This window comes from Dyella sp. 333MFSha (assembly GCF_900102405.1).
Taxonomy (GTDB): domain Bacteria; phylum Pseudomonadota; class Gammaproteobacteria; order Xanthomonadales; family Rhodanobacteraceae; genus Luteibacter; species Luteibacter mycovicinus.
Genome location: NZ_FNBR01000001.1, coordinates 631,134 through 654,189 on the forward strand (window position 1 = coordinate 631,134; position 23,056 = coordinate 654,189).

General features: G+C 65.1%; 18 protein-coding genes. 10 read left to right on the forward strand and 8 right to left on the reverse strand.

Going from position 1 to position 23,056, the window contains the following annotated elements; genetic code table 11:
* Positions 1 to 18: 18 nt before the first annotated feature.
* A complete protein-coding gene (gene pnp / locus BLT40_RS02935) occupies positions 19 to 2,124 on the forward strand; it encodes a polyribonucleotide nucleotidyltransferase (RefSeq protein WP_090351252.1) in 2,106 nt (701 codons plus the stop codon).
* A 63-nt stretch (positions 2,125 to 2,187) separates the two neighbouring features.
* Here the strand turns inward: pnp and BLT40_RS02940 are convergent, their stop codons facing one another.
* Complete coding sequence (locus BLT40_RS02940; protein WP_090351255.1) at positions 2,188 to 2,937, reverse strand: SDR family NAD(P)-dependent oxidoreductase; 750 nt, start codon at positions 2,935 to 2,937, stop codon at positions 2,188 to 2,190.
* Between the two features lie 77 nt (positions 2,938 to 3,014).
* On the opposite strand from BLT40_RS02940, the gene BLT40_RS02945 reads away from it, so the two are divergent.
* The 7 genes from BLT40_RS02945 to gyrA all read left to right on the forward strand — a co-directional run bounded on the left by BLT40_RS02945 (position 3,015) and on the right by gyrA (position 12,476).
* Positions 3,015 to 3,581 carry a TetR/AcrR family transcriptional regulator gene (locus BLT40_RS02945; protein ID WP_090351258.1) on the forward strand — a complete coding sequence of 189 codons (567 nt, stop codon included), beginning with the start codon at positions 3,015 to 3,017 and terminating at the stop codon, positions 3,579 to 3,581.
* A gap of 82 nt (positions 3,582 to 3,663) precedes the next feature.
* Positions 3,664 to 6,021 carry a glycoside hydrolase family 3 N-terminal domain-containing protein gene (locus BLT40_RS02950; RefSeq protein ID WP_090351260.1) on the forward strand — a complete coding sequence of 786 codons (2,358 nt, stop codon included), beginning with the start codon at positions 3,664 to 3,666 and terminating at the stop codon, positions 6,019 to 6,021.
* A 41-nt stretch (positions 6,022 to 6,062) separates the two neighbouring features.
* Positions 6,063 to 7,103 carry a poly(R)-hydroxyalkanoic acid synthase subunit PhaE gene (locus BLT40_RS20715; RefSeq protein ID WP_090351263.1) on the forward strand — a complete coding sequence of 347 codons (1,041 nt, stop codon included), beginning with the start codon at positions 6,063 to 6,065 and terminating at the stop codon, positions 7,101 to 7,103.
* Complete coding sequence (locus BLT40_RS02960) at positions 7,100 to 8,167, forward strand: class III poly(R)-hydroxyalkanoic acid synthase subunit PhaC (protein ID WP_036112288.1); 1,068 nt, start codon at positions 7,100 to 7,102, stop codon at positions 8,165 to 8,167. Before BLT40_RS20715 ends, BLT40_RS02960 begins: the two co-directional genes overlap by 4 nt.
* Positions 8,168 to 8,258: 91 nt before the next feature.
* Positions 8,259 to 9,272 carry an S-methyl-5-thioribose-1-phosphate isomerase gene (gene mtnA / locus BLT40_RS02965; protein ID WP_090351266.1) on the forward strand — a complete coding sequence of 338 codons (1,014 nt, stop codon included), beginning with the start codon at positions 8,259 to 8,261 and terminating at the stop codon, positions 9,270 to 9,272.
* Positions 9,269 to 9,682: a GtrA family protein gene (locus BLT40_RS02970; RefSeq protein WP_255363917.1), complete on the forward strand. Its 414-nt coding sequence runs from the start codon at positions 9,269 to 9,271 to the stop codon at positions 9,680 to 9,682. Before mtnA ends, BLT40_RS02970 begins: the two co-directional genes overlap by 4 nt.
* Before the next feature lie 139 nt (positions 9,683 to 9,821).
* Positions 9,822 to 12,476, forward strand: a complete 2,655-nt coding sequence (gyrA, locus tag BLT40_RS02975; protein WP_090351268.1) for a DNA gyrase subunit A — start codon at positions 9,822 to 9,824, stop codon at positions 12,474 to 12,476.
* Between the two features lie 409 nt (positions 12,477 to 12,885).
* On the opposite strand, the gene BLT40_RS02980 is transcribed toward gyrA, so the two are convergent.
* A complete protein-coding gene (locus BLT40_RS02980; RefSeq protein ID WP_079520966.1) occupies positions 12,886 to 13,368 on the reverse strand; it encodes a peroxiredoxin in 483 nt (160 codons plus the stop codon).
* A 158-nt stretch (positions 13,369 to 13,526) separates the two neighbouring features.
* Between BLT40_RS02980 and BLT40_RS02985 the strand changes: the two genes are divergently transcribed.
* Together BLT40_RS02985 and BLT40_RS02990 are read left to right on the forward strand one after the other, a co-directional pair.
* The gene (locus BLT40_RS02985) at positions 13,527 to 13,979 is read left to right on the forward strand and encodes an Hsp20/alpha crystallin family protein (RefSeq protein ID WP_090351270.1); all 453 of its coding nucleotides are present in this window, start codon (positions 13,527 to 13,529) and stop codon (positions 13,977 to 13,979) included.
* Positions 13,980 to 14,071: 92 nt separating this feature from the next.
* The gene (locus tag BLT40_RS02990; protein ID WP_036112301.1) at positions 14,072 to 14,989 is read left to right on the forward strand and encodes a DnaJ C-terminal domain-containing protein; all 918 of its coding nucleotides are present in this window, start codon (positions 14,072 to 14,074) and stop codon (positions 14,987 to 14,989) included.
* Between the two features lie 91 nt (positions 14,990 to 15,080).
* Here BLT40_RS02990 and pilH read toward each other — a convergent pair whose 3' ends face one another.
* From pilH to BLT40_RS03020, 6 genes are all read right to left on the reverse strand, one after another.
* Positions 15,081 to 15,446 (reverse strand): twitching motility response regulator PilH, encoded by a 366-nt coding sequence (pilH, locus tag BLT40_RS02995; protein ID WP_036112304.1) that lies wholly within the window; start codon positions 15,444 to 15,446, stop codon positions 15,081 to 15,083.
* Positions 15,447 to 15,629: 183 nt separating this feature from the next.
* Complete coding sequence (locus BLT40_RS03000) at positions 15,630 to 16,622, reverse strand: acrylyl-CoA reductase family protein (protein ID WP_090351273.1); 993 nt, start codon at positions 16,620 to 16,622, stop codon at positions 15,630 to 15,632.
* Positions 16,623 to 16,678: 56 nt separating this feature from the next.
* On the reverse strand, positions 16,679 to 17,269 hold the full coding sequence (locus tag BLT40_RS03005; RefSeq protein ID WP_036112310.1) for an LOG family protein: 591 nt from the start codon (positions 17,267 to 17,269) through the stop codon (positions 16,679 to 16,681).
* Between the two features lie 158 nt (positions 17,270 to 17,427).
* Positions 17,428 to 18,855, reverse strand: a complete 1,428-nt coding sequence (gene lpdA, locus BLT40_RS03010) for a dihydrolipoyl dehydrogenase (protein WP_043694639.1) — start codon at positions 18,853 to 18,855, stop codon at positions 17,428 to 17,430.
* A 112-nt stretch (positions 18,856 to 18,967) separates the two neighbouring features.
* Positions 18,968 to 20,179, reverse strand: a complete 1,212-nt coding sequence (odhB, locus tag BLT40_RS03015) for a 2-oxoglutarate dehydrogenase complex dihydrolipoyllysine-residue succinyltransferase (RefSeq protein ID WP_090351275.1) — start codon at positions 20,177 to 20,179, stop codon at positions 18,968 to 18,970.
* A gap of 7 nt (positions 20,180 to 20,186) precedes the next feature.
* Positions 20,187 to 23,039 (reverse strand): 2-oxoglutarate dehydrogenase E1 component, encoded by a 2,853-nt coding sequence (locus BLT40_RS03020; RefSeq protein WP_036112319.1) that lies wholly within the window; start codon positions 23,037 to 23,039, stop codon positions 20,187 to 20,189.
* Between the last annotated feature and the right edge of the window lie 17 nt (positions 23,040 to 23,056).

A 23,056-nucleotide genomic window follows, 5' to 3' on the forward strand; every position in this document is an offset into this window, starting at 1 on the left:
GGACGAGGAGAGATCGAAGTGGCGAAAGTAACCAAGTCATTCCAGTACGGTTCTCACGAAGTCACACTGGAGACGGGCGAAATCGCCCGGCAGGCCTCCGGTGCGGTCATGGTCAGCATGGGCGGCACCGTCGTCCTGGTGACGGTCGTCGCGGCGCCCAAGGCGCGCGAAGGCCAGGACTTCTTCCCCCTCACGGTCGACTACATGGAGAAGTTCTACTCCGCGGGTCGCATCCCGGGTGGCTTCTTCAAGCGCGAAGGCCGTCCGACCGAGAAGGAGACGCTGACTTCGCGCCTCATCGATCGTCCGCTTCGTCCGCTGTTCCCGGAAGAGTTCCGCAACGAGATCCAGGTCATCGCCCAGGTCGTCTCGCTGAACCCGGAAGTCGACGGTGACATCCCGGCGCTGCTCGGTGCCTCCGCGGCCATGTCGCTCGCCGGTGTGCCCTTCAAGGGTCCGATCGGCGCGGCGCGCGTCGGCTACGCCAACGGCCAGTACATCCTCAACCCGACCGCCACGCAGCTGAAGACCTCGGACCTCGACCTCGTCGTGGCCGGTACGTCCAGCGCCGTGATGATGGTCGAGTCGGAAGCCAAGCTGCTCAGCGAAGACGTCATGCTCGGCTCGGTGGTCTTCGGCCACCAGCAGATGCAGGCGGCGATCGACACGATCAACGCCTTCGTCGCCGAAGCCGGCGCCAAGACGTTCAAGTGGGAAGCCCCGGCAGCCAAGACGGCCCTGTACGACGCGGTCAAGGCCGCCGTCGGCAACCGTTTCGCCGAAGCCTTCCAGATCCGCGACAAGCTGGCGCGTCGTGACGTCATCAGCGCGCTCAAGAGCGACGTGAAGGCATCCATCGCCACCGACGCCGAAGCCAATGGCTGGACCGATGGCGACATCGGCAACGCCTTTGGCGAAGTCGAGTACCGCACCCTGCGTGACGGCGTGCTCAGCACCAAGGTCCGTATCGACGGTCGCCAGCTCGACGACGTCCGTCCGATCTCGGTGCGCGTCGGCGTCCTGCCGCGCACGCACGGTTCGGCGCTGTTCACCCGCGGTGAGACCCAGGCGCTGGTCGTTGCCACGCTCGGCACCACGCGTGACTCGCAGCTTATCGACGCGCCGGAAGGCGAGTGGAAGGACACGTTCCTCTTCCATTACAACTTCCCTCCGTTCTCGGTCGGCGAGACCGGTCGCGTCGGCAGCCCGAAGCGTCGCGAAATCGGCCACGGCCGTCTCGCCAAGCGCGGCGTGCAGGCGGTCAAGCCGACGATCGAAGAGTTCCCGTACGTGATCCGCGTCGTCTCCGAAATCACCGAGTCGAACGGTTCCTCGTCGATGGCATCGGTCTGCGGTTCGTCGCTGGCCATGATGGACGCGGGCGTTCCGCTGAAGTCGGCCGTCGCCGGTATCGCCATGGGCCTGGTGAAGGAAGGCAACGACTTCGTCGTGCTGTCCGACATCCTCGGTGACGAAGATCACCTCGGCGACATGGACTTCAAGGTGGCCGGTACCGCCGATGGCGTTTCCGCGCTGCAGATGGACATCAAGGTCGACGGCATCACCGAAGAGATCATGCGTTCGGCGCTGGCCCAGGCCAAGCGCGGTCGTCTGCACATCCTCGGCGAAATGGCCAAGTGCATCACCGAAGCCCGCTCGGAAATGAGCGAGTTCGCACCGCGCCTGCTCACGATCAAGATCCACCCGGACAAGATCCGCGAAGTGATCGGCAAGGGTGGCGCGACCATCCGTTCGATCACGGAAGAGACCGGTACCACGATCGACATCACGGACGACGGCAACGTCGTGATCGCCTCGGTGAACCGCGAAGCAGCCGAAGCTGCCCGCAAGCGCATCGAGCAGATCGTCTCCGACGTCGAGCCGGGCCGCATCTACGAAGGCAAGGTCGCCAAGCTGATGGACTTCGGTGCATTCGTCACGATCATGCCGGGCAAGGATGGTCTGGTGCACGTGTCGCAGATCTCCAGCGAGCGCGTCGAGAAGGTTTCCGACAAGCTCAAGGAAGGCGACATCGTCAAGGTCAAGGTCCTCGAAGTCGACAAGCAGGGCCGTATCCGCCTGTCGATGAAGGCCGTCACCGAAGATGAAAACGTCACGGGCTGATTCATCGCCTCGTGTGTGTAAAAAAACGGCGCCGAAAGGCGCCGTTTTTTTTGTCACCGAGCCTCACACCGCCATCGACCCCCCATCTACAAACAATTCCGTGCCGGCGATATAGCTGCTTTCGCCGGACGCCAGGAAAAGCACCGCCCGTGCGACCTCATCCGGCTGCCCCAGCCGTCCCATCGGCACCATCTGGTTGATGATGTCCTCGACCCCGGGGCGTGCCTCGAGATAGCGACGCATCGGCGTCGTCTCGGTGCCGCTCGGCGACACGACATTCACCCGGATGCCCCGGTCCTTCAGGTCTGTCGTCCAGCTGCGCGCAAACGACCGGACCGCCGCCTTGCTCGCGTTGTAAAGCGACTGGCCCGGGAAACCCTTGCTGCCGGCAACCGAGCCGTTGAGGACGATCGCGCCGCCGTCCTGCAGCAGGGGAAGCGCCTTCTGCACGCTGAAGAGCAGGCCGCGCACGTTGAGCCCGAAGACGTGATCGAAGCCCGCCTCGTCGATCGATCCCACGGGTCGCGGTTCGACTTCCGCCACACCGGCGTTCGCGAAAACGACGTCCAGCGTGCCGTGGTCCCGCTTCACCCGGTCGTATAGCCGGTCGAGATCGTCCAGGTTCGAGGCGTCGCCCTGGACGCCGACCGCGCCGTGGCCGATCGTGGCCACCGCCTCGTCGAGACGGTCCTGCCGGCGTCCGGTGATATAGACCTTCGCGCCCTCGGCGGCGAACTGCCGCGCCGTGGCGAGACCGATGCCCTCGCTGCCGCCCGTGATGACGACGACCTTGTGCTCAAACCGCGTTGCCATATCTGATCCTTGTGTAAGTGGAGGATTGCTCCACTTACTATATGGAGGCATCATCCGCTTTGCAATCGAGGGCGTCGATGAACAACAAGAGGGTCAGTGACGAGGCGCCGCTGCGCGCGGATGCGGCCCGTAACCGTGCGCGGATTCTCGAGGCCGCCGAAGCCGTCTTCGTGGAGCGCGGTGCGGATGCTTCGCTGGAGGAGGTCGCCAGGCGCGCCAACGTCGGCATCGGTACGCTCTACCGTCGATTCCCTACCCGGGAAGACCTTCTCGCGGCCATGAGTGACGAGCGTCTTCTGGCGATCGCCGATGCCAGCCGTCAGCGTGACGAGCTCGGCCCCATGGCCTCCATCCGGATGTTTGTCACCGAACTCGTCGCTCATACGACGCACTACCGGGGACTGGCGGCAACGCTGGGCGCGGTGCTGCGAAGCGAAACGCCGGGATGTCACGCGAGCACGGCGGAAGGGTGCCGGCTGCTCCTCTGGGCGAAGGAGACGGGCGTCATGCGCCCGGACGTGACCATCGGCGATCTGGTCTGCGTGATCATGGCCATCTCGCTCGCCGTCGAGCAGGATGCGTCCGTGAAGGCACGGACCGCACATCGGGTCGATCTGTTTCTCGAGGGTTTCGGGGCGCGCTGAATTCGTCCGTCCGCGACGCGCGCCCATGGCGATGTAAACGTTTCGCTGGCAGTCTCGGGCGGTTATCGTTTCCGGAGCCGTCATGCCTTACACCGTTCGCCTCACTCTCTGCGTCGCGTTGCTCGGTACCGCCACGGCACCCGTCGCGGCCGACACGGCGCTGCCTGCGGACATGGCTGCAAGGCCGTCCAATGCGCAGATCGCCTCGCCCGATATCGGGAACAAGGTCGACGCACTCCTCGCGCGTATGACGTTGCAGGAGAAAATCGGTCAGCTGGTCCAGTACGCGGCCCAGGGCGCGTCGGCCGGCGGCGATAACGACGCCTTCGCGCCCAATCCCGAAACGCGTACGCAGGTCGACACGATGGCATTGGCGCGCCGAGGCCAGCTGGGATCGGTACTCAATCTGGTCGGCGCGGAAAAGACGCGGCCTTTTCAGGAGGCCGCTCTGAAAAGCCGTCTTGGCATCCCGTTATTGTTCGGCGCGGACATCATCCACGGCTACCGCACCATCTATCCCATCCCTCTCGCACTGTCGGCGACATGGGATCCGCGGCTCGTGCACGACCTCTCGCGGATGGCTGCGCTGGAAGCGACCGGCGGCGGGGTGACGTGGGTGTTCTCACCCATGGTCGATATCTCGCGCGATGCGCGTTGGGGGCGTTCGGCGGAAGGCGCGGGAGAGGACGCCTACCTGGGCTCCGCCATGGCGCGCGCGTACATCCTCGGGTATCAGGGTGATGACCTGGCGAGCCCGGATAGCGTGGCCGCCTCGGTAAAGCACTTTGCCGCGTATGGTGCCGCCGAAGCGGGTCGGGAATACAACACGACGGACATGTCCGACGTACGCCTGCGCCAGGTATATCTGCCGCCGTATCGCGCGGCGGTCGAAGCGGGTGCGGCGACGATGATGAGTGCGTTCAACGCGCTGAACGGCGTGCCGGCCACCGCCGATCCCTACCTCATGACCGATGTGCTGCGGAAGGAGTGGGGCTTCAACGGCTTCGTGGTCAGCGACTACACGGCGATCATGGAACTGACTCACCACGGCGTCGCGTCCGATGCGGCTGCCGCGGCGCGCAAGGCGCTCGAGGCGGGTGTTGAGATGGACATGATGAGCCATTACTACGACACCCAGATTCCGGTCTTGCTGGAGCAGGGCAAGCTCTCGATGGCGACAGTCGACGAGGCGGTGCGTCGCGTCCTGCGGGTGAAGTTCGCGCTGGGTCTTTTCGAGCATCCCTATGCACGCACCGTTGAGCTGAAGGCGCCCGCGGCGGCCAACCACGCATTGGCGCGCCGTGCGGCGGAGGAGTCGTTCGTGTTGCTGAAGAACGACCGCGTGGGTACCGCGCCCTTGCTTCCGCTCGGTCCCGGTGCGCGAAAGGTCGCGTTGATCGGTCCGTTGGCGGATGCGGTCAGCGAGATGCAGGGCCCGTGGGGTGGGGCGCGCACGTTCGATGACTTCACCACGGTACGCAAGGGGCTCGCCGGCCGGATGAAAGCGCAGGGCGGCGAGCTGATCTACGCGAAGGGCACCGGGATCGACGACGATTCCGACGCCGGTTTTGCCGAGGCGCTCAAGGCCGCCGCGCAAGCGGACGTGGTCGTGATGGCACTCGGTGAAGCCGCCGACATGAGTGGTGAAGCCGGCGCCCGCGCGCACCTCGGGCTGCCCGGCAATCAGCAGAAGTTGCTCGAGCAGGTGGTCGCCACCGGCAAGCCCGTCGTGCTGCTGGTGTTCTCCGGGCGGCCGCTCGTACTTGCCTGGGCCGACGCGCATGTACCGGCAATCATGGCGGTGTGGTTCCCGGGTGCCGAGGCGGGTAACGCGGTGGCCAATGCACTGTTCGGCGATGTGGTACCGAGCGGCAAGCTGACCATGAGTTTCCCGTACACGGAAGGGCAGGAGCCGCTGTATTACAACGCACTGCCGACCGGGCGCCCCGCAGGCGATATCGATACGCATCAGCCACCCTCGCACGACACGACCTACGTATCGCGTTATATCGACGCACCCAACGATGCGCTCTATCCGTTCGGTTACGGCCTGTCGTACACGACGTTCAGTTATTCGGACGTCCGCGTCTCGCGCGCGTCCGTGCCGTTGGCGGAGGCGAATCGCTCCGATGCGCGAAACCTCGTCACCGTGACGGCCACGGTGACGAACACGGGTCGTCGTGCTGCGACGGAGGTGGCGCAGCTCTACGTGCGCAACGTCGGCGCCAGTGTTTCCCAGCCGGTGCGCGGGCTGCAGGGCTTCCAACGGGTGCCCCTGCAGCCGGGTGAGTCGAAGCGGGTATCCTTCCAGCTCGGCTTCCCGGAGCTGTCGTTCTGGAATGCGAGAAGCAGGCAGGTGGTCGAGGCGACCCGGTACACGGTATGGGTCGGTGGCAGCTCGCGGGCCGAACAGGAGGCGGTGTTCACGATCGCCCCCTGATCCGGGGCGCAGCGGCCCGACGGGTGCCGTAACATAGACCCATGGCCGATAAACCTCACGATTTCATTGACCAGTACCAGGCCCTCGTGCGCGACGGCCTAGAGGCGTGGTCCCGTCAGTTCGATCCCAAGGGCGATACCGCTCCCGGAGTGCCTCCTGCCGACATCATGAGCCGCATGTTTGGCGGTCTGGGCGGCTATGGTGACTGGATGCGTTCGTTCACGTCGGGCGAGCCCGCCGGTGCGCCGCCGTTTCCCATGGGCGGCATGCCGCCCTTCGGCGCCACGGGACCGGGTCCCATGCCTTACGGCGCAGGCGGTCCGGGCATGCCACCGTTCGCCGCAAGCGCCGCCGGAGCGGGACCGTTCGGCTATGGCGCGCCTCCCGGGGCTTCCGCCCAGCCCGGTACGCAGAACTTCGATGACTGGGCGCGCGTCGCGCGTGAAACGCTGTCGATGCCCGCCTTCGGCCTGACGCGTGAACAGCAGGAAGAACAGCAGGCCTTGCTGCGCGCCTGGATCGACTACGCGGAACATTACCAGCGCTACCAGACGCTGTTGCAGGGTGTGCAGGATCGCGCCGGCGCGGCGCTCCGCGAGCAGGCGCCGCCGACGGACGCGGACTCCATGCGCTCGGTATACGACCGCTGGGTGAACCTCGCCGAGGAAAGTTACGGTGAGGCTGCGCTGTCGGAAGAATTCAAGGACGTCTATGCGTCCCTGGTGAACGCGCAGATGCGCCTCAGGCTGCTGCAACAGAAGCAGGTCGAGCGCTTTGCGGTACAGACGGGCATGCCGACGCGAACTGAAGTCGATCGTCTCGGCGAGCGGCTGCAGGCGGTGCGTCGTGAACTGCGTCAGTTGCAGGGCGTGGCGGCTGAAGTCGAGGCGCTGAAGGCGGAGATTGCATCGCTGCGCGGTGGTGAGCCGAAGAAGGCCGAGCCCAGGACATCCGTGCCCGTGGAGACGGCGCCCTCGAAGGGCGGACCCTCAAAGACCGCACCCCGGAAAGTCGCAGCTAAAAAAGCCGCCGCTAAAAAAGTCACGGCCAGGAAAGCCACCTCCCGGGGCGGCAGCCGATGACCGATAACCCGTTCTCGTTCGATCCCGCCCGCGCACAGGCCGAGGTCGACGCGTTCCGCCGCAAGCTCGAAGCCGGCATGGAAACGCTCAGACATGTCGGCCCCATCGAACTGGGTACGACGCCGCGCGAAGCCGTCTATACCGAAGACAAGCTCACCGTCTGGCACTTCAGGGGTGAGAAGAAGCCCACCGCGAAAACGCCGCTGCTGATCTGCTATGCGCTGGTCAACACGCCGTGGATGGTCGACCTGCAGGAAGACCGCTCGATGGTGCGCAACCTGCTCGATCAGGGAGAAGACGTCTACCTCATCGACTGGGGTTACCCCGACGGCGCCGATCGCTGGCTCACCCTCGAGGACTATATCGACGGCTACCTCGATCGCTGCGTGGACGCGGTTCGCGACCGCCATGGCGACGAATCGCTGAACCTGCTCGGCATCTGCCAGGGCGGGGTGTTCTCTCTTTGCTACGCCGCGCTGCATCCGGAAAAGGTCCGCAACCTCGTCACCATGGTCACGCCGGTGGACTTCCATACGCCGGACAACATGCTGTCGCACTGGGCGCGTAACGTCGACATCGACCTGTTCGTCGACACGATGGGCAACATCCCCGCCGACCTGATGAACTTCGCCTACCTGACGCTGAAACCCGTGCGGCTCAATCAGCAGAAATACGTGGGCCTGGTCGACGTCCTCGATAATCCCCGGGAAGTCGAAAATTTTCTGCGCATGGAAAAGTGGATCTTCGATTCGCCGGATCAGGCGGGCGAGGCGTTCCGCGAGTTCGCGCGCGACTTCTTCCAGAAGAACCTTCTGATCAAGGGCGAGGCGAAGGTCGGCCGTCACCGCATCGACCTGAAAAACATCACTCAGCCCGTGCTGAACATCTACGCCGAGCAGGATCACCTCGTGCCGCCTGCCGCATCGAAACCGCTCGGGGACGCGATCGGAAGCACCGATTACACGGCGCTGGCCTTCCAGGGCGGTCACATCGGTATATACGTGTCGGGCCGCGCGCAGAAGCTGGTGCCCCCGGCCATTCATGAGTGGCTGGCGGATCGCTGAGTCCTTCCGGTCGGCGCACGGCCTCGGTGGCGAATGCGCAGGGTTTTCCGCGCTGGCTCCGTCCGGCCGGTGGGAGTGCGATAATGCTCCGATGAATACGACCGCCTCCCATGATTCCATTCGCGCCGTCCAGTGGCACGGCGACCGTCTGCGCCTGCTCGATCAGCGCCGTCTCCCCGCCGAGGAAATCTGGTTCGACAGCACGACGTCCGATCAGGTGACCACGGCCATTCGCGACCTCGCCGTGCGCGGTGCGCCGGCCATCGGCATCGCGGCTGCCTGGGGTGTCGTACTGGCGGCGAAGGCCGGCGAAGACCTGCCCACGGCCCTGGCGACTCTGCGCGCCGCGCGGCCCACGGCGGTGAACCTGATGTGGGCGCTGGATCGCATGAACCGGCGCATCCTCGATGGGGCCGATACGGACGCACTCGAACGCGAGGCGCAAGCCATTCAGGACGAGGATCTCGCCGCCAATCGTCACATGGGCGAACTCGGCGCCGCGCTGATCGAGCCCGGGTCGCACGTACTCACGCACTGCAATACGGGTTCTCTCGCGACGGCCGGCTACGGTACGGCGCTCGGCGTCATTCGCGCCGGTGTGGCGTCCGGCCATATCGAGCAGGTCTACGCCGGTGAAACGCGGCCGTGGCAGCAGGGTGCCCGCCTGACCATGTGGGAACTCGTTCGGGACGGCATCCCCGCACGGCTGATCGCCGACTCCGCCGCGTCGCACCTGATGAAGGATGGCAAGGTGAAGTGGGTGATCGTCGGCGCCGACCGCATCGCGGCCAACGGCGACACGGCCAACAAGATCGGTACCTACCAGCTGGCCATCGCGGCGCGGCATCATGGCGTCAAGTTCATGGTGGTGGCACCGTCGACGACAGTCGACATGGCGACGGCCAACGGCGACGATATCGAGATCGAACTGCGCGATGCGGCCGAGCTCCTGTCGATGTCCGGCACGCGCACTGTCATTGAAGGTGCGGACGCCTGGAATCCCGTGTTCGACGTGACGCCCGCCGAGCTGATCGACGCGATCGTCACCGAGCGCGGCGTGATCCTGAGGCCCGACGAAGAGCAGATGCGGATCCTGTTTCCGTGAAGCACATCCGCCGCGAAGTCGCTCTGTTCGCGGCGGGCGGTGTGCTCGGTCTCTGCGTCGACGCGGGCATGGCGCAGGCACTGGTCGGCTTCGTCGGCTGGAACGTCTACACGGCGCGCGTGGTGTCGTTCCTGTCCGCCGCGACGTTCACCTGGTGGTGGAACAGCCGGCACACCTTCGCGCATCGCGATTCCGGTCGCGGCGCACGCGCGGAATGGCTGCACTGGATGGCTTTGATGGCCGTCGGCGCGGTGATCAACAACGGCGTGTATCTGCTGGTGCTGCAGGCGTTTCCGGGCCTGCGGCCCTGGCCGGCGGTGGCTGTCGCGCTCGGCTCTGCGGCGGGGGCGACGGCGAATTATCTGTTCGCTAGGACCCTGCTTTTCCGCGCCCCGAAAACACTCGCGTAAGTCATTGTTTTTACGCCGTTTTTCGCTGTCTTTTCGGCTCCGGTTGTGATATCATCGATGGGTTGGGTCGACCGCGTCGCCATACCGCGACACATGCGGGCGGCGGGGGCATTTTGATGGACATCCAGGAAGCCGTTTGATGGCAGAACTCGCCAAAGAAATCATCCGCGTCAACATCGAAGACGAGATGCGTCAGAGCTACCTCGATTACGCCATGAGCGTCATCGTCGGCCGCGCACTCCCCGATGTCCGCGACGGCCTGAAGCCGGTGCATCGACGCGTTCTGTTCGCCATGAACGAACTCGGTAACGGTTGGAACCGTGCTTACAAGAAATCGGCGCGCGTCGTCGGTGACGTGATCGGTAAATACCATCCTCATGGCGATTCGTCGGTATACGACGCCATCGTCCGTATGGCTCAGCCGTTCTCGCTGCGTTACATGCTGGTCGACGGCCAGGGTAACTTCGGTTCGGTCGACGGCGACAACGCCGCAGCCATGCGATACACCGAGGTGCGCATGTCGCGCCTCACGCACGAGCTGCTGGCCGACATCGACAAGGAGACCGTCGATTTCGGGCCCAACTACGACGAAAGCGAAAGCGAGCCGCTGGTCCTTCCCGCGCGCGTGCCCAATCTGCTCGTCAACGGTTCGGCCGGTATCGCCGTCGGCATGGCGACGAACATCCCGCCGCACAACATGACCGAGGTGATCAACGCCGTACTCGCACTGATCGAGGATCCCTCGCTCGGTGTGGACGAGCTGATGACCTTCGTTCCGGGCCCGGATTTCCCGACCGCCGGCATCATCAACGGCTCGTCGGGCATCGTCGAGGCCTACCGTACCGGCCGTGGCCGCATCCTCGTGCGCGCCCGCGCCGAGATCGAAACCGAGGCCAACGGCCGCGAGACGATCCTGATCCACGAGCTGCCGTACCAGGTCAACAAGGCGCGTCTGATCGAGAAGATCGCCGAGCTGGTCAAGGAAAAGAAGCTCGAAGGCATCAGCGAGCTGCGCGACGAGTCCGACAAGGACGGCATGCGCGTGGTCATCGAGATCCGCCGTGACGCGATGGCCGACGTCGTGCTGAACAATCTGTTCCAGCAGACGCAGCTGCAGGTCACGTTCGGCATCAACATGGTCGCGCTGCTCGATGGCCAGCCGAAGCTGCTCAACCTCAAGGACATCCTCGAGGCGTTCATCCGTCACCGCCGCGAAGTCGTCACCCGTCGCACCATCTTCGATCTGCGCAAGGCGCGTCAGCGCGCGCATATCCTCGAAGGCCTGACGGTCGCGCTCGCCAACATCGACGAGATGATCGAACTGATCCGCACGTCGGCTTCCTCGACCGAAGCACGCGAGCGTATGGTCGCCCGTCGCTGGGAGCCGGGCCTGGTCAAGGCGCTGCTCGATGCCGCCGGTGCGGCATCGTCGCGTCCGGAAGACATGGATCCGCGCGATGGACTGCGTGACGACGGCTACCAGTTGTCCGAAGCCCAGGCGACGGAGATCCTGCAGATGCGTCTGCATCGCCTCACGGGTCTGGAGCAGGAAAAGCTCTCCGACGAATACAAGGAAATCCTCGAAGCCATCCGTGGCCTCATCGAGATTCTCGAAAACCCGGCGGTGCTGCTCGAAGTCATTCGTGGCGAGCTCGAGCAGATCCGCACGGATTACGGCGACGCCCGTCGCACCGAGATCCAGCACTCACAGGAGGACCTGAACGTCCTCGACCTGATCGCGCCGGAAGACGTCGTGGTCACGCTGTCGCACACCGGCTACATCAAGCGTCAGGCCGCCAGCCTGTACCGCGCGCAGAAGCGTGGCGGCAAGGGTCGTTCGGCCTCGGCGCTGAAAGACGAAGACGTGGTGCAGCAGCTGTGGGTGGTCAACACGCACGACACGCTGCTGACCTTTACCAGCACCGGTCGCGTCTATTGGCTCAAGGTCTACCAGATGCCGGAAGCCGGTCCTGGCGCGCGTGGCAAGCCCATCGTCAACCTGCTGCCGCTGGGTGAGGGCGAGAAGGTGCAGGCCGTCTTGCCGGTGCGCGATTACGACCCGACCTGCTTCGTGTTCTTTGCCACCCGCAACGGTACGGTCAAGAAGACGCCGCTCACGGAGTTCGCATTCCAGCTGCAGAAGGGCAAGGCCGCGATCAACCTCGACGAGGGCGATGCGCTGGTCGACGTGGCGATGACCTCGGGCGAAAGCGACGTGCTGCTGTTCGCGTCCAACGGCAAGGTCGTGCGTTTCGACGAAGGCACCGTGCGCTCGATGGGCCGTACGGCCACCGGCGTGCGCGGCATGCGTCTGGCCGAGGACACCGAAGTCGTTTCGCTGATCGTCGCGAAGGGTGAGGGCGATATCCTCACGGCAACGGCGCGTGGCTATGGCAAGCGGACCGTGCTCGAGGAGTTCCCGAAGAAGGGCCGCGGCACTCAGGGTGTCATCGGCATCCAGTGCTCCGAGCGCAACGGCAAGCTGGTCGCCGCCACGCAGGTCACCGAGGCCCAGCAGCTGATGCTGATCTCCGACCAGGGCACGCTGGTGCGTACGCGCGTCTCGGAAGTCTCCCAGCTCAGCCGTAACACGCAGGGCGTCACGCTGATCAAGCTGCCGAAGGACGAGACCCTGATCGGTATCGTCCGTCTCGAGGCCGAGGAAGAGCTCGAGATCGAAGGCGAGGGCGACGTGGTGGTTGACGGTGACGTCGCGGCCGATCTGCCGCCGGTGGAGAGTGGGCCGACGGGTGCGGATGACCCGGACGAGCCGACTGAGCCGACGGAAGGCTAAAAGAAGAACCCCGCGGAGACGCGGGGTTTTTTTTCGCGCGTCGAGGTGGGGGAGTCGTCGGCTGCCGTTTCCTCTCGCTAAGTCCTCCTCCGGCCTTCGCCTACGTGCGGAATCGCTCCAGGAAACGGCAGCCGACGACTCCCTTTCGACGATGCGGCGGGTTGGGAGGCGAGCGGAGCTGCGCGGCGACACTTCACGCAGCGCTTTGCTTGTCGCGTTCCTTTCCGCAGCCTCATGGGTTGGAGGGCGCTGTTGGGTGTCGTTCTCGGAGCGCTTCCGCACGTAGGCGAAGGCCGAAGGAGGACTTAGCGACGAGAATGACACCCAACGGCGCCCATCCCTCAGCGCGAACAGCCAACGCGATGGCGAAGCCGAGCCCGTGCGCAGGACGCGGCTTACGCCACAACGCTCAGGCGTCGATCGCGGCCAGGACAGTCTCGGCCATCGACACACGAAACTCGCCCGGTGCCTCGACATTGAGCACCTTCACCACGCCATCCTCGATGTACATGGCGAAGCGCTTTGCGCGAATGCCCATGCCGTTCTTCGTGCCATCGAGTTCCAGGCCCAGCGCTCGCGCGAACGTGGCATTGCCATCGCCCAGCATCACCAGGTCCTCGGGGACGCCCTGCGACTCGCCCCAGGCGTGCATCACGAAGGCGTCGTTGACCGACAGGCAGGCGACCTTGACCCCGCGCTCGCGGAAATCTTCCATGTGCTGGATGTAGCCGGGCAGGTGCTTGTTGGAGCAGGTCGGGGTGAAGGCGCCGGGTACGGCGAACAGCACGACCTTGCCCTGGCCGAGCACGTCGGTGCTGGTGACGGTTTCGATACCGTCCTTGAAGACGGTAAGGGTGCCCTCGGGAATGCGGTCGCCAACTGCGATGGTCATGGCAAGGTCCTTCGTGGAGGAAAGCCCCGAGTGTACGTGAAGGCCATTTCCCTGAAGCGACGGCAACCGCAACCGTCGCCCTCTTGAATCGCGCCGGGTCGGTCATATCTTTCTTCGCAGACGGCCACGGGCCGAAAAACTTCTTGGGAGTCAAACAGATGAACCAGCTTCGTCAGGTGTCGTTCCGTCGTGCGCCGGTGTTCGCCAGCGATGTCCGCAACGTCTTCGATCACCTCTTCGGCAACGAGATTCCCGCGCCGGCCAGCCAGGCCGAGAGCGCGTGGGCGCCGCGTGTCGACATTCGTGAGGAAGCCGGTCGCTTCCTGATCCTTGCCGATGTGCCGGGTGTGGATCTGGCCGCCATCGACATCCAGATGGAAAAGAACGTGCTCAGCATCAAGGGCGAGCGCAAGGCATTCGCCAGTGAGACCGAGGGCAAGTTCAGCCGGGTCGAGCGGACCGCGGGTGCGTTCAAGCGTAGCTTCACCCTGCCGGAAAGCGCCGATGCCGAAGGTATTACCGCGTCGGGAAGCAACGGTGTGCTGGAAATCGCCATCCCGAAGAAGGCGGAAAGCGCTCCTCGGCGTATTGTAGTTAACGCCGTGGGCTGATTCGCTCTAAGCTTGCAGGTCAGGCCCGCGGTGGACGCTGTCCGCCGCGGGCATTTCGTTTTATTGGTGTCGACACAAGCCCGGGAGAGCCTGTGGAGTTCAAGGATTACTACGAAGCATTAGGGGTCAAGCCCGACGCGACCGACGCCGAGATCAAGGCGGCGTACCGCAAGCTTGCCCGCAAATACCACCCGGACAAGAACAAAGAGGCGGGTGCCGAAGAGAAGTTCAAGGCGATCAACGAGGCCAATGAGGCCCTGAAGGATCCCGAGAAGCGTCGTCAGTACGACCAGTTCCGCGCCGGCGGCTATCGCCAGGGGGAGCAGTTCCGTCCGCCGCCGGGCTTTGGCCAGGGTGGTGGTGGGTTCGACTTCGGCGACATGGGCGGCCGCGGCAACGGCGACTTCAGCGACTTCTTCGAGAGCCTGTTCGGCGGCGCGGGTCGCGGTCGTGGTCAGCAGCAGAGTCAGGCCCGTCGCGGGCGTGACATCCAGGCGCGGATCGAGACCGATCTGCAGACCGCCTTCAACGGCGGCAAGACCCGGGTCGTGCTCAACGATTCCAACGGCGGCGAGCGCGTGCTCGAGGTAAAGATTCCGGCGGGTATCACGCCGGGGCAGACCATCCGGCTCGGCGGGCAGGGTCACCCGGGTATGGGCGGTGGCCCGTCAGGCGACCTCTTACTGGAGATCGGCATCCGCGACGACGCGCGATTCCGGCTGGACGGGCGGACGGTCACGCATACGCTGCCGATTACGCCCTGGGAGGCCGCGCTGGGTGCCACGGTGCCCGTGCCGACGCTGGGCGGTCACGTGGACCTGCGTATTCCCTCGGGCTCGCAGTCGGGCCGCAAGCTACGGCTGAAGGGGCGTGGTTTGCCGGGTTCGGAGCCGGGTGACCAGATCGTCGTGCTGGAGATACGCGTGCCGGTGCCTGAGACTCATGAAGAGCAGGCGGCCTACGCGGAGTTCAAGGATGCGTTCGCGGGGTTCGACCCGCGGAAGGGGTAAGACCTTCGCGGGCTGCTTTTACGCCAACGGGGTTGGCTCCCAACGGAGCCAACCTCCTTGAGCAGACCCGCTCGACAGCCGTCAGGCTGGATCAGCCTGGCAGATGCTCTTTCAGAGCCGCGACCAGCTCGTCTTCCTTGATCGGCTTGACGACGTAAGCACGCGCGCCTTGGCGCAGGCCCCACACCTTGTCGGTGTCCTGATCCTTGGTGGTCACCAGGATGATCGGGATGTGTTTGGTCGTTTCTTCCTTGCTGATGGTGCGCGTGGCCTGAAACCCATTGAGGTTGGGCATGACGACGTCCATCAGGATGAGGTCGGGTATTTCACGCTTGGCCACTTCGACGCCCTGGGCGCCGTCTTCGGCGGTGATGGCCTCGTGGCCCAGTTTCTCGACGATGCGCTTGATTCCCAGCAACTGCGACGGCGAATCGTCGACGATCAGGATGCGAGCCATTCACTTTCCCCCGGGTCGATGCCCGATGCGTTTTCCTTGGTGACGTGCGCCATCCGGGCGAACGTCTTCGATAACCACGGCGACGTAATTCTGTCGCGCGTTGCGCCTCTGGCGATGCGCCATTCTACCGACCGCTGCGCCCGTATCAATGGTGCGGCGGCGTAAACCTTCCGGGACAGCGACTTAACCGCCAATCCTGACCACGGTTCGACCGAAGGAACCGCCCTCGAGCATGGTGTCGAAAACGCTCGCCACGTCTTCAAGTGCCAGCTCCTTCGTGCACATGGTGTCGAGATGGCGTGGTTTCCAGTCACTGGAAAGGCGTTGCCATACCTCATCGCGAATGGCCCGGCCCGTACCGGCGGACGCCACGCCCAGCACGCTGACCCCGCGGATGATGAAAGGCATAACCGTCGTCGCGAGGTCGGGGCTGCCAGCGAGGCCGCAGATCGCCGCGTTGCCGTAGGACGCGATCATCGGAAGGAAGCCGGCCAGGGTCTTGCCGCCGACGTTGTCGAGCAGGCCGCCGTATTTTGCCGATTCCATGGGCTTGCCGCTGAAGCTCAGTGCGTGGCGATCGAGGCAATCGACCGCCCCGAGCCCCCGCAGGAAGTCGAAGCGGTCGGTTTTACCGCTGATCGCATGCACCTGATAGCCGGCCCGGGTGAAGATATCGATGCCGAGCATGCCTACGCCGCCCGTGGCACCGGTGATGGCGATCGGGCCGAGGTCCGGCGTCTGCCGGTTGTCGGTCATGCGCAGCAGCGCCAGCGCGGCGGTGAAGCCGGCGGTGCCCAGGATCATCGCCTCGCGCGTGGTCAGTGTGGCGGGAAGGGGAATGGTCAGATCGGCCGGAAGCCGGACGTATTCGCCGTAGCCGCCGTCGCGGGTCTCGGAGAGGCCGCTGCCGGTAGCGAGCACCTTGTCACCCTCTCTGAAGCGGGTGTCGGTGGATGCGACGACCGTGCCGGCGACGTCGATGCCGCCGTTCAATGGGAACCTGCGCAGGATTTTTCCCTTACCGGTGCCGGCGAGGGCGTCCTTGTAGTTCACCGAGGACCACTCGGCTTTGACCAGTACCTCGCCGGGTGAGAGGGCGTCGGTGTCCATGGTTTCGATGCCGGCGCGATAGCCGGCGTCGTCGCTGTGGATGCGGAAGGCTTTCATGAGGGGCATCGGCGGTGTCTTTCCTGGCGGTGGCTGCTTGGGGCCTTCGCGCGCGGGGCGCGCTCCTACACCGCGTCTTTGGTGATCCACTTAGGCGTGTAGGTCGACTCGTAGTGCTTCATCCAGTCGAACAGCGCGTCGATGCTGTCGCCGAACCAGACCTGCTCGCGCTGGTTCGGCTTGACGAAGCCTTCCGCCACCATGTGGTCCATGCTCGCCGACACGTGGGAGTAGAAGCCACGCACATTGAGGAAGGCGCAGGGATAGCTGTGCAGACCGAGCTGCGCCCAGGTCAGCATCTCGAACATCTCGTCCATCGTGCCGAAGCCGCCGGGCAGGGCGACGAAGGCATCGGACAGTTCGTACATGCGCGTCTTGCGCTCGTGCATGGTCTCGAGCACCTGCAGCTCGGAGAGGCCCGTATGCGCGACTTCTTTCTCGACCAGCTGGCGCGGAATGACGCCAATGACGCGGCCACCCGCGGCAAGCACGGCATCGGCCACGGTACCCATCAGGCCGACCTTGCCGCCCCCGTAAACCAGAGCGATGCCTTCCTTCGCCATCCGTGTCCCGAAGGCGATGGCCGCCTCGGTGTATTCGGGATGCGAGCCGCTGTTGGATCCGCAGTAAACGCACAGCGATTTGATGTCACGCATAAAAAAATCTCCGACGTATTTCTAGGAGCGCGCCCCGCGCGCGACGGGATTTGCGATGACATCCATCGCGCGCGGGGCGCGCTCCTACAAAGGCGCCGCTTCCGGAACGAAAAAGCCCGCCCATGCTACTCGCAGGGGCGGGCTCGTTTCACGCGGGCTTAGTTGCCCTTGTGGATAGCGCGCTTGTCGACCGACAGGGCAGCTTCGTGCACGACTTCCGACAGCGCCGGGTGAGCGTGGACGATGCGGGCAAGGTCTTCCGACGAGCCCTTGAACTCCATCGCCACGACGCACTCATGGATCAGCTCGGACACGACCGGGCCGACCATGTGCACGCCGAGGATGCGATCGGTTTCGGCGTGGGCGATCATCTTGACCTGGCCGATGCCCTCGTTCATCGCGACAGCGCGACCATTGGCGGCGAACGGGAAGGCGCCCGTCTTATAGGGGATGCCTTCTTCCTTCAGCTGCTCTTCGGTCTTGCCGACCCAGGCGATTTCCGGCTCGGTGTAGATGACCCAGGGCACGGTGTCGAGGTTGATGTGACCCGGCTTCCCGGCGATCAGCTCGGCGACCATGACGCCTTCTTCGGAGCCCTTGTGTGCCAGCATCGGGCCGCGCACGGCATCGCCGATGGCCCAGACACCGTCGACACCGGTGTGGTTGTGCTCGTCGACGACGATGCGGCCGCGCTCGTCGAGCTTCACGCCCGTATCGTCAGCCAGCAGGCCGGCGGTGTAGGCGCGACGGCCCACGGCCACCAGCAGCTTGTCGACGACCAGCGACTGCGCCGCGCCGTCCTTGTCGGTGTAGCCCAGGTGCACTTCGTCGCCCTTGACCTCGGCGGAGGTGACCTTGGCGTTGACCTTGATGTCGAGGCCCTGCTTGGCGAACTCGCGGGCGGCCATCTTGGCGATGTCCTGGTCGGCCACGGCGAGGAATTTCGGCAGCGCTTCGAGCACGGTGACTTCGGCGCCCAGGCGCTTCCACACGCTGCCCAGCTCCAGGCCGATGACGCCGGCGCCGATCACGCCGAGGCGCTTCGGCACGTCGGTCAGGTCGAGCGCGCCGGCGTTGTCGATGATGTGCTTGCCGTCGAACCTGGCGAACGGCAGTTCGATGGGCACCGAGCCCGAGGCGAGGATGACGTTGGTCGCCGAGATGGTCGAGACCGTGCCGTCGTTACCGGTGACTTCGACTTCGTTGCCCTTGAGCAGCTTGCCCTTGCCGAAGAACGAGGTGACCTTGTTCGCCTTGAACAGCATGGTCACGCCGCCGGTGAACTGCTTGACGATCTTGTCCTTGCGGCCGATGAACGTGCCGATGTCGATCTTCGGATTCTCGGCGGTGATGCCGTGGTCCTTGAAGTTGTGCGTCAGGTTGTGGAACTGCTTGGACGAATCCAGCAGTGCCTTGGACGGGATGCAACCGACGTTGAGGCAGGTACCGCCGAGGGCGGCCTTGCCGTCCTTGCCGACGAACGCGTCGACCACGGCGGTCTTCAGGCCCAGCTGCGCGGCGCGGATCGCGGCCACATAGCCCGCGGGACCCGCACCGATGACGATGACGTCGAACTTGTCGCTCATAGCTCTTGCTCCGGATGTTTCTGCGGTAGTTGGCTACCGCCCAATATGGGGTCGGAACACGAAAACGGGAGTCTTTCGACTCCCGCCTTCACGTGTGACGTTCAGCCGATCATTACAGGCCGAGCAGCATCCGCTGCGGGTTTTCCAGCTGGTTCTTGATGTCGACCAGGAACAGCACGGCGTCACGGCCGTCGATGATCCGGTGGTCGTACGACAGGGCGATGTACATCATCGGGGCGGCGATGACCTGGCCGTTCTCGACGATGGGGCGCTCCTTGATCGTGTGCATGCCCAGAATGGCGCTCTGCGGCGGGTTGACGATCGGCGTGGAGAGCAGCGAACCGAAGGTGCCGCCATTGGTGATCGTGAAGGTGCCGCCCTGGAGGTCGTCCAGGCCGAGCTTGCCGTCACGCGCCTTCTTGGCGTAACCGATGATGCCCTTCTCGACGTCGGCGAACGACATGTCCTGCACGTCGCGCAGGACCGGGGTCACGAGGCCCTTGTCGGTGGAGACGGCGATGGAGATGTCCTGGTAGCCGTGGTAGATGATGTCCGACCCGTCGACCGAGGCGTTGATCACCGGGTAGCGCTTGAGGGCTTCGGTCGCGGCCTTCACGAAGAAGCTCATGAAGCCCAGCTTGACGCCGTTGGCCTTCTCGAACTGCTCGCCCAGCGACTTACGCAGCTTGACCACCTCGGCGAGGTTCACCTCGTTGAACGAGGTGAGCATCGCGATGGAGTTCTTCGACTGCATCAGGCGCTCGGCGATGCGCGTACGGATGCGGGTCATGGCGACGCGCTCTTCCGGGCGCGAACCCGGCGTCGGCCTGGCGGCCGGAGCGGCGGAGGCGGCCGGAGCGGCGGAGCCACCCTTGCCGGCGTTGACCAGGTCTTCCTTGGTCACGCGGCCATCGCGGCCGGTGCCGGCGACCTTGGACGGGTCGATGTTTTCTTCCACGGCGACGCGACGGCCGGCGGGCGACAGCTCGTCGACGCCCTGGGGTGCGGCGGCGGCTTCGGTCTTCTCAGCCTTCGGTGCTCCGGCGGCGGCCGGCGCGGCGGCCGGGGCGGGTGCGGCAGCGGCGGCGCCTTCCTCGATCACGGCGATGACCTGGCTGCTGGTGACCGTGGCGCCTTCCTCGAACTTGATTTCCTTCAGCACGCCGTCGACGGGCGAGGGCACTTCGAGCACGACCTTGTCGGTTTCGAGATCCAGCAGGTTCTCGTCGCGCTTGACCGCATCACCGGCCTTCTTGTGCCAGGTGGCGATGAGCGCGTCGGAGACCGATTCCGGCAGGACCGGGACTTTGACTTCGATGGACATGCTTGTCTTACTCCGCTGCGTGATCGGTGCCGACGGGCGCGACGAGGGCTTGCTCGACGAGCGCCGTCTGTTCGGCGATATGGGTGTTGAGGTGGCCGGCGGCCGGCGAGGGCGAGCGCGAGCGTCCCGCATAGGACAGGCTCTGCTTCGACCCGATGCAGGCCTGCAGGTGATGACGGATCTGGAACCACGCGCCCTGGTTCATTGGTTCTTCCTGGCACCAGACCACTTCCTTCGCGGAAGGGTACTTTTCCAGTTCGGCCGAGACTTCCGGACGGGGGAACGGGTAGAGCTGCTCGACGCGGACGATGGCCACATCGGTGAGACCGCGCTTCTCGGCGTCTTCGAGCAGGTCGTAGTAGACCTTGCCCGAGCACAGCACGACGCGCTGAACCTTCCTGGCGACCAGCTCGCGATGCTCGCCGATCACCAGCTTGAACTGGCCGTGGGCGAGTTCGTCCAGCGAGGAGACGGCCAGCTTGTGGCGCAGCAGCGACTTGGGCGTCATGACGATCAGCGGCTTGCGCACCGGGCGCACCTGCTGACGACGGATCATGTGGAACGCCTGCGCCGGGGTGGTCGGCACGCAGACCTGCATGTTGTCCAGCGCGCACAGCTGCAGGAAGCGCTCGAGGCGCGCGGAGGAGTGCTCCGGGCCCTGACCTTCGTAACCGTGCGGCAGGAACAGCGACAGGCCACAGAGGCGATCCCACTTGGCTTCGCCGGAGCTGATGAACTGGTCGATGACGACCTGGGCGCCGTTGGCGAAGTCGCCGAACTGGCCTTCCCAGATGGTGAGCTGATCGGGCGAGGTGGTGGCTTCGCCGTACTCGAAGGCCATCACGGCTTCTTCGGAGAGCAGCGAGTCGATGACGTCGACGCGGGCGTCGGCGCGCACCTTGGACAGCGGCAGGTAGGTGTCGTCGCTCTTCTGGTCGTGCAGCACGGCATGACGGTGGAAGAACGTACCGCGGCCGGCGTCCTGACCGACCACGCGGAGGTCGTTGCCCTCGGCGATCAGCGTGCCGTAAGCGAGGTTCTCGGCGAAGCCCCAGTCACCCGGCAGCTCGCCGGCGGCCATCTTCCGGCGGTCTTCGTAGATCTTGGCGACGCGCGGGTGCAGGGTGACGTCGGACGGAATGTCGAGCAGCGCATCCAGCACCTTGCCGAGCTGTTCGCGCGGCACGCCGGTGTCGACCGACATCGACAGCTTGTTGTTCTGGAAGCGGCTCCAGTCCACCGGGATGTCGCGCGTCGGGTTCGGATCGATCGCGATCAGCGGCTCGCCCTTTTCGAGGCGGGCGCGGTAATCGTCGAGCATCTTCTGGCCGTCGTCGGCACCGATGGTCGAGGACTTGACCAGCGACTGCGCGTAGAGGTCGCGCGTGGTCGGGCGCTTGCGGATGATCTGGTACATCAGCGGCTGGGTCGCCGCCGGCTCGTCGGCCTCGTTATGGCCATGACGGCGGTAGCAGACGAGGTCGATGACCACGTCCTTCTTGAACTGCTTGCGGAACTCGTAAGCCAGGCGGGTGACCTGGATCACCGCTTCCGGGTCGTCACCGTTGACGTGGAACACCGGCGCGTTGACCATCTTGGCCAGATCGGTGCAGTACAGCGTGGAGCGCGAATCTTCGCGCTTGGACGTGGTGAAGCCGACCTGGTTGTTGACCACCATGTGCAAGGTGCCGCCGATGGCGAAACCGCGCGCCTGCGACATCTGCAGGAGTTCCATGTTGACGCCCTGGCCCGCGAAGGCGGCATCGCCGTGGATCAGGACGGCCAGCGATTTGTCGCGCGCGACATCGCGGCGACGCGACTGGCGCGCATGCACCGAGCCGGCGACCACCGGGTTGACGATTTCCAGATGCGACGGGTTGAACGCCAGCGCGACGTGGACGCCGCCGTTGGGTGTCTTGACGTCGGTGGAGAAGCCCATGTGGTACTTCACGTCACCCGTGTGGATGGCGCTGTCGTCATGCTCGAACTTGCCTTCGAACTCGTTGAAGAGCTGCGAGGGCGCCTTGCCGAGGATGTTGACCAGGACGTTGAGGCGGCCGCGGTGGGCCATGCCGATGATGACTTCCTTGACGCCGTTGTCGCCGGCGGCACGGACGACGTCGTCGACCATCGGGATCAGGCTGTCGCCACCTTCGAGCGAGAAGCGCTTCTGGCCGACGTACTTGGTGTGCAGGTAACGCTCCAGACCCTCGGCGGCGGTGAGCGCCTCGAGGATGCGGACCTTCTCGGCGTTCTGCAGGCCCGGCGAACCGGCGGCCTTCTCGAGACGCGAGTAGATCCACGACCGCTGGTCGTAGTCGGAGATGTACATGAACTCGGCGCCGATGGTGCCGGTGTAGATCTGCTTGAGCTTCGCCAGCAGGTCGCGCAGCGTCATGCGCTGGCCGCCACCGGCGAAGGTGCCCGCGTCGAATTCGGTGCCGAGGTCGGCGTCGGAGAGGCCGTGGAAGGCAAGACCGAGGTCCGGGGTGTCGACGTCCGAGACGGTCAGGCCGAGGGGATCGACCTGCGCGGAAATGTGGCCGCGCGAGCGATAGGCTGTCAGAAGGCGGAGGACGCCGGCCTGTTTCTGCGCGTAGGCATCGTCGGCGGAACCGACGGCGGGTGCGGCGACCGCGGAGCGACGCTGTTTCTGCGCGGCCTCGATGCGGGCGATCACGGCGGAGTGGGCGACGTCGCCGGCCTCGCGGCCCTTCAGCGTCTTGAAATAGCCATCCCACTCGGCCGTGACGGAGCCGGGATCGGCCAGCCAGGATTCGTAGATCTGCTCTACGTAGTCGGCGTTACCGCCGGCGAGTTGGGAGGATTCGGAAAACTCGCGGATCAGGTTTGCGCTCACGTCACCACCGGCACACA